This window comes from Roseateles sp. (assembly GCF_039595595.1).
In the GTDB taxonomy this organism is placed as follows: Bacteria; Pseudomonadota; Gammaproteobacteria; order Burkholderiales; family Burkholderiaceae_C; genus Roseateles.
Window position 1 is genome coordinate 67042 of the sequence record NZ_JBCNLG010000024.1, and the last position, 6495, is coordinate 73536.

The following is a 6495-nucleotide window of genomic DNA, read 5'->3' on the forward strand; positions in this document are numbered from 1 at the left end:
CGCGGGCGCTCAGCGGTGCTTGAGTTGGTCGAGGCGGGCCTGGATGCGCGCGAGCGCGTCGCGCAGGTCGTCCATGCCGCTGGCGAAGGACAGGCGCAGGAAGCGCTCGCCGAAGGCGGGGCCGAAATCGCGGCCCGGCGTCAGCGCGACCTGCGCGTGCTGCATCAGGTCCATGCACAGGTCCCAGCTGCCCAGGCCGGTGCCGGAGGCGTCCGCCCAGGCGTAGAACGCGCCGTCGGGCACGACCGGCACCGGCAGGCCCATGGCCTGGAGCGCCGGAACGACCAGGTCGCGGCGGCGGCGCAGCTCCTCGCGGCGGCGTTCGTACTCGGTCAGCGACTCGGGCTCGAAGCAGGCCAGCGCGGCCTGCTGCGCGATCGTCGACGGGCAGATGTAGAGGTTCTGCGCCAGCTTCTCGACCGGCGTGATCAGCGCCTGGGGCAGCACCAGCCAGCCGAGCCGCCAGCCGGTCATGCCGAAGTACTTCGAGAAGCTGTTGATCGACACCACGTCCTCGCCGAGCGCCAGCGCGCTGCGCGCATAGCGGTCGTCGTAGCTGAGCGGCTGGTAGATCTCGTCGACGAGGGTGACGCCGCCGCGCTCGCGCACGAAGGCGTGGATGCGGGCGAGCTCGTCGGGCGCGATCGAGGTGCCGGTCGGGTTGCTCGGCGAGGCGAGCAGCACGCCGCGGCTGCGTTCGGTCCAGCGCTGGCTCAGCCGCTCGAGGCTGAGTTGGAAGCGTTCGGCCGCGGTCGACGGGATCAGCACCGGCGTGGCGTCGACGGCGGCGACGAAGTGGCGGTTGCACGGATAGCTGGGATCCGGCATCAGCACCTCGTTGCCGGCCTGGAACAGCGCCAGGCAGGCCAGCTGCAGCGCCGCGGAGGCGCCGGCGGTGATGACGATGCGGTCCGGATCGATGTCCAGCCGCTGCGTGTTGCGGTACCAGTCCGACACGCGCTGGCGCAGCGCGCGCAGGCCGTTGGCATGGGTGTAGGGAATGCGGCCGGCGGCGGTGAAGCGCGTGGCGGCCTCGCGCACGGCCTCGCTGGCACCGAAGTCCGGCTCGCCGATGTTCAGGTAGATCATGTGCCGGCCGCCCTGGGCCGGATCGCAGACCGCCGAGCGGGCGATCTCGTCGGCCCGCTTGGCGCATTCCATGACATAGAACGGTTCGATGTTCCCGATGCGGCTGGCAAGTCTCATGGCGTGGAGGATTCAGTGGCGGCGCCCATCTTAGGGTGTCCGCGCCCGCCACTGGATCAGGCCGGGCGCGCCGCGTCCTCCGCGCGTCGCACGGTTTCCGGCGCGCCGAACTGCTTCACCAGCGCCGCCTGCAGCGGCTGGTAATCGGCGCGGACCGCGTCCTTCATCGTGTCCAGGATGTCCTGGGCCCCGCGCTGCGCCGCCTTGTCCGGCCGCAGCGCGCCCGCGGCGTCCTCGGTGTAGCGGCCGGCCTCGGGATAGGCCTGCCGCACCAGCGCATGCACCAGGCCGCCCAGTGTCGGCCCGTCGCCGGCCTCGTCCATCCTGGCCATCTCGCGGCGCCCGCCGCGCACCTGCGGCGTGAACACGCCGTCGGGCGACACGACGATCACGTGCGCCGGCTCGTGACGCTTGTCCGACAGGTCGCTGAGCTCGGCCTCCCGCTTCAGGTCGATCTTGTCGTAGGTCATGTCGAAGGGCTTGCGCTCGGCCTGGCCGGACGCGTCGAGCACCACCAGCTCGATCCGCTTGCGCAGCAGGCTGGTCATCAGCCAGCTGAAGGACTCGGCGTCCTGCGGCGACAGCGGACTGGACAGCGACTTCGCGCCGATGCCGTCGGCCACCGCCTGCGCCTGCTCCCGCACGGCCTGGCGCTGCGCGGCGGCCTCGCGGGCCGCGTCGGTGGCGGCATAGCCGCCGGCCTCGCGGAAGTGGGCGTGGTGGACGTTCTCCGTCGCCAGGTCCAGCAGCCCCTCGGTCACCAGCGGGTCCTTGCCCAGGATCAGCGCATGCGTCGCCTCCTTGATGGCCCGCATCGACTGGTCGCCGCTGTAGGGATGGAGCCAGCGCGCGCGCTCGGGCGGGCCCTGGTCGCCGGCGCGGGCCATGTCCTCCAGGCCACGGCCGAGGAAGTAGCTCTTGTTGTTGGACCATTCCAGCACCTGCTGACCGGCATCCTTCACGGGGTCCAGGCGGCGGAAGCGGTCCTCGCCGAGGTCGAACACCCAGGCGTCCGATGCCGGCTGGCGGGTGGCCTTGAGCAGATGGCCCGAGCGGGGCTCCATCGCCTCCTCGCCTTCGCGCAGGTCCACCGACGGCTGCGCCTTCTTCTCATGGAAGCGCTGCTCCAGCGCGTAGGTGTTGACCTGCTCGAAATAGACCACCTGGCCCAGGTCCTGCACGTTCTTCCCCGGCGCGTCCACGCCCGGACCCTTGCCCGCGTCGGCGTCGATCTTGCGCACCCGCATCAGCACGCCGGGCACGGCCACCACCTCGCCCTGGGCCAGGTCGCTCACCTTGGCGAAGTTGACGCCGCTGAGCAGCTTGGCGTGGATGCGCAGGCTGCGGTCGCGCGTCGCCCCGGCATTGATGCCGGCGCCGAAGTAGGCCGCCATGCGGCTGGAGGTGGTGGCCGAATACATCTCGGTGAGCGCCACCACCTCGCCCTCGGTGACGGTCTTGCTGGGCGCCTGCCCGGCCTCCACCGGCTGCCCGAAGCGCGTCTGGCCGCCGGGCGCGATGTAGGCCGCTTCGGTGACCGCGGCGCGGTCCAGGTTGGCCGGGAACTTGGGCGCGTAACGGGCCGCGAGGTTGACGTCCAGGATGGCGCTCGGATCGACCAGGCCCTCGCCGCCATCGGGCTTGCGGCCCGAGGTGGTCAGCACCATGTGCGGCACGCTGATGCGGCTGCCGGGCCGGATCGGCTGGTACTGCAGCTGGCCGACATAGTCGAAGCGCAGCGGCAGGTGGAACATGCCGGACTCGACCGTGTAGAGGAAGGCCGAGTTCGTCGCGCGCTTGCGCAGCAGCTCGGACACCGGCGGCAGGCCCGCGTCCTCGCGCGGCGTGTGGATGCCGGGCGCGCCGGCCATCAGCTGGGTGGTGGGCCAGGCCGCCGCCTGGCCGCGCCTCGTCCAGGTGGTGACGTTGCGCGGAATCTCGGCCGAGTCCAGCAGCAGGCCCGGACGCGCGTCGACCGGCCGGCCGCGGTTGCTGTAGTCGTTGACGACCTCGTGATGCTGGCTGGTCTGCGGCCGGCTGCCGCGCGAGGACCACTGCTCGCGGGCGGCGCGGCTCTGGCGCTCGAAGGTCTCGCGGTCCTTGGGATCCAGCAGCTCGACGTCGTAGCGCAGCGGCGCGGGCCCGTCGGGCCTCGCCTGCGACGCGGCGCCCGCGCCGGAGGCATCGATGAGCGCTTCCAGCTTCTCCTGCAGGCGGTGGTCCATGTCCCGTTCGCGCGCAGGATCCAGCGGCTGCGAGGCATGCCGGATCGACGCGTTGACCGCCGCCAGCTCCGAGCCGATCTCGGTGAAGCGGCCGGCGTCGCGCTCGAGCGGGAAGCGGCTCAGGTATTGCCGCACGCCCTCCATGCCCTCGCGCACGCTCAGCAGCATCATGAGCGCCGTCTGGTTCTCCTCCAGCTTGCGTCCCGCCAGGCCGGCGGCGGCGTTGGAGACATCGGTGATGGCCCGGTCGATGATCGAGATCGGGTTGTCCATGCCCCGGGTCTCGCGGCTCATCTGGTGGTCGTAGGCGCTGGCGTTCTCGCCCGCGACGCCGGCGCTGTTGAGCAGCGTGGTCAGCATCGGCTCGTACATCGTGTCCAGCCGGCCGATGGCGCGCGCGGTCAGGGTCGCGCCGACGGTGCTCGCCGACGGCGTGCCATGGCCGCCCTCCAGTCTGAAGGCATTGGAGACGCCGCGCGCCACGTTGTAGACCGTGTTGTAGAGCAGCGTCAGCGCCAGATGGGCGCCCGCGTGATGCGCGGGATCGCCGGCGCGCGACTTCATCCATTCGATGCCGCCCTTGGCGATCGAGGCGGACGCCAGCGACACCACGTCGGCCGCGTTGCCGCGGTGCAGTCCGAAGCTCTTCTGCAGCTCCATGTTGAGGCACAGCCGCAGCATCTCCTCGGCGCTTGGCAGCAGGGCGCGGACGGCGAACTTGCCCAGCCCGCTCTCCGGCCACTGGATGTGCGCCGGCATCATCTTGCCGAACTGCGTCATCGCGAAGGTGGTGGCCTCCTGCGCGGTGACCATGGCGGCCACGGCCTTGGCCAGGCCGTCGAAACCGATGTTGCCGCCGCCCTGGCTGCTCAGGCCGCTGAAGCCCATGCTGGTGGTGGCGATGCGGCCCAGCATGTTGAAGCCGTACACGACGCCGGTCTTGACGGCGACCTTGACGGCGGTCTGGGTCGCCCAGTCCAGGGTGCGCTCGCTGCCGACGCCGGCGAAGGGCTGGGAAGTCGCGGCCCGCAGCACCGTGCGGGCGACACGGCCGATCTGGCTGGGCACGGTGGAGGCGTGCTTGATCAGCGGACCAGCGGGCAGCGCCTCGCCGGTGGAGAGCACCAGCGCCGGCTCGGGCGTGCCGGACTTGCTGGCGCGCAGGCCGTTGTACTGGCCTTCGTAGGAGTACAGGTCGACGTCGGCCGCGGCGCCATGGCCGGCCTGCATCATCCCGGCGCTATCGCCGTGGCCGGCGCTGGGTGTCGGGTTGACCAGCCGCAGGCGGGCGCCCTGGGTGCCGGCCGTCAGCTCATGCACGGCCTGGTCGTCGGTGGTGAAGCGGATGACGACGGGCTTGCCGCCGGCTCCCTCCGCGCGGGCCTGGCCGAGCTGCTCGCGCAGCGTGTCCATCAGCGCCTCGAAGGCGCGCGCGCCCTTGGCGGATTTCACGCCGGTGAGGGCGGCCGGGCCGACGACCTCCCATTGCTTGATGCCGCGGATCTTGGCCAGCACCGGTCCACCCACGTTCACCGCCGAGGGCGGATGCTCCAGGTCGCCGGCGGTCTGCGCGCGCAGCGCGGGTGGCCGGTCGGACGGCGGGGTGGGGCGGCCCTGGAACTCCTCGTAGCCCTCCATCGCCGTGATGAGGAACAGGCGCTCCGATTTGTAGAAATGCGGCGTGAGGGCGGTCAGGCCATTGGCCAGCGTCGGTCCGAAGCCCGGCAGCGTCGCCGTCTCGGGACTGGACCACCACTGCGCTTCCTTGGGCATGGCGCTCGGGTTCGGCGGCATCTGCATGATCGGGTCGTCGGACTCGGCATGGGAGCGGCGCGCGTGCAGTTCCGATTCGAGCGACAGCCGCTTGATCGAGGAGCGCAGCGAAGTCTCCATGTCGCCGCGGGCGAGCGATGGCCGGCCCGAAGGAGGCGGGCCGGCTTCCAGGTCGGGCGCGGCGCCGCCGCGTGGCGGCCGGCCGGCGAGCACGCCAGTTCCTTCGAGCGCCTCCAGATCGGCGAGCTTGATCAGCCGGTCCCCGTAGCCCTTCACGAAGAAGCGGGGCTCGGCCTCTCCCGGCAGTGTCTGGCTGATGACGGGCAGGCGCTCGGCCACCGTCATGCCGTGCGGGCCGTGGCCGGCCAGCTTCAGCACGTGGCTGTGGTCGTTGAGGTCTTCCAGGTGCGCGCCCGCGGAGGCGGACGGCACCAGCGCGGCTTCGAAGCGGGCGGTGAAGCGCGCCATGTCCTCGCGGGTGGCGCCGTAATCGGTCTTGAGCCGGGCCAGCCGCGCCGGATCGGCCGGCGCCGCGGCGAAGACCTGCTCGACAGCGGCGACCGGATTGGCGCGCTGGACGGGACCGGCCTGGACCACGGCGGCTGTGGAAGACGCGCCGGGCAACGGGGCCGGGGCGGGGGTGTTCTGCGTCAGCAACTGCGCCAGCGTGGTCACGTCGGCGCGGGGGAGCGGTTGCGATGGCTGTGATGGCTGCGAGAAGGCCCGCGGGTTCGGCTCCAGCGCCTGGCCGCCGGAGCCGGTGGGCATCGAGCCGGCGGAGGAGGGACGGGGCGCGCTTCCGGTGGGCGAGCCCGGCGGGGGCGGCAGTTCGACCGCGGACGAAGAAGAGGATGTCGGACCGACGGGCGTCAGCGTGACCATGGGGCGCTCCAGGATGCGATGCGCGAGGATTCACGCGCTGAATCGCAGCCTAGGGCGGCGCCATGTGATGCCCGCGCGGGACGCGCAGCGCCGAGCGGGGAGGCGAAGTGGGGCGCTTCGGCCGGGCAGCGGCGCTGCTTGCGCAAGAACTCCCTCGCCCCCCGTGAGGGGGGAGAGGGCAGGGGAGAGGGGGTGCTTCGAAGGGCAGCAGCGCTGTGGCACGAGCCCCTCTCCCCTCCCTCTCCCCGCTGGGGCGAGGGGGTTTACTGCGCCGTCCGGCTCGTCTTACTCCCTCGCCCGCTTGCGGGAGAGCAACCGTGTCAAGCGCTCTCGATTTGCCTCCATGGTTGACCGGACTTGAGGATGGCGTTGAGGATGATCAGCAGCTTGCGCATGCACGCGGTCATGG

2 protein-coding genes are annotated in these 6495 nt (G+C 71.8%); both read right to left on the minus strand.

The features are described 5' to 3' along the window. Positions 1-9: 9 nt before the first annotated feature. Positions 10-1206 (minus strand): pyridoxal phosphate-dependent aminotransferase, encoded by a 1197-nt coding sequence (locus ABDW61_RS21630; protein ID WP_343641661.1) that lies wholly within the window; start codon positions 1204-1206, stop codon positions 10-12. Between the two features lie 56 nt (positions 1207-1262). Next, on the minus strand, positions 1263-6086 hold the full coding sequence (locus ABDW61_RS21635; RefSeq protein WP_343641662.1) for a hypothetical protein: 4824 nt from the start codon (positions 6084-6086) through the stop codon (positions 1263-1265). Between the last annotated feature and the right edge of the window lie 409 nt (positions 6087-6495).

What these genes read in the sequence shown, in the direction of transcription:
- ABDW61_RS21630 (WP_343641661.1), bottom strand. Translation starts at nt 1,206, where the DNA reads ATGAGACTTGCCAGCCGCATCGGGAACATCGAACCGTTCTATGTCATG.
- ABDW61_RS21635 (WP_343641662.1), bottom strand. Translation starts at nt 6,086, where the DNA reads ATGGTCACGCTGACGCCCGTCGGTCCGACATCCTCTTCTTCGTCCGCG.